Origin of the sequence: Xanthobacter autotrophicus (assembly GCF_029991245.1) — a bacterium.
GTDB lineage: Bacteria > Pseudomonadota > Alphaproteobacteria > Rhizobiales > Xanthobacteraceae > Xanthobacter > Xanthobacter autotrophicus_C.
This window is the reverse complement of sequence record NZ_JAIVFO010000390.1, coordinates 1-425: the sequence shown is the minus strand read 5'-3', so window position 1 is coordinate 425 and position 425 is coordinate 1. Positions and strand designations below refer to the sequence as shown.

1 protein-coding gene is annotated in these 425 nt (G+C 26.8%); it reads left to right on the top strand.

Features of this window, described 5'->3' with window-relative positions:
• Positions 1–425: C25 family cysteine peptidase (locus K9U41_RS23360; protein ID WP_282643218.1), on the top strand; the 425-nt coding region annotated here is incomplete at both ends.

Sequence of the window (425 nt, the reverse complement as noted above, 5' to 3'; positions counted from 1 at the left end):
ATCTACATGGGATAATGGAATTTATGATATAACTCAATTAAATAGTAAAAAAAATCTATATCCAATAATAATAGATTTTGGTTGTTCTACTGGAAAATTTGGGGAACCAGACATATTATCTTTTAGTGAAATTGCAACTTGTAAAATAAATGCAAAAGCAATAGCATATATTGGAAATAGTTCTTTAGGTTATACAAGTACAGCTTATACAGCACCTAATTTTTGGTTTAATTTAAATATTGGTAATCCGGGTAAATCAATTGGCGAAATGCACTTACTAACTAAGAATAGTATTGTGAATACGTATTCAAATTCTGGTTCTTATTTATTATATAAACTTACAAATTTACTTGTTGGAGATCCAATTGTTCAGGTTAAATTGCCAGAAAAAGCAAATTTATCAATTCAGGCAAAAGATATAATAA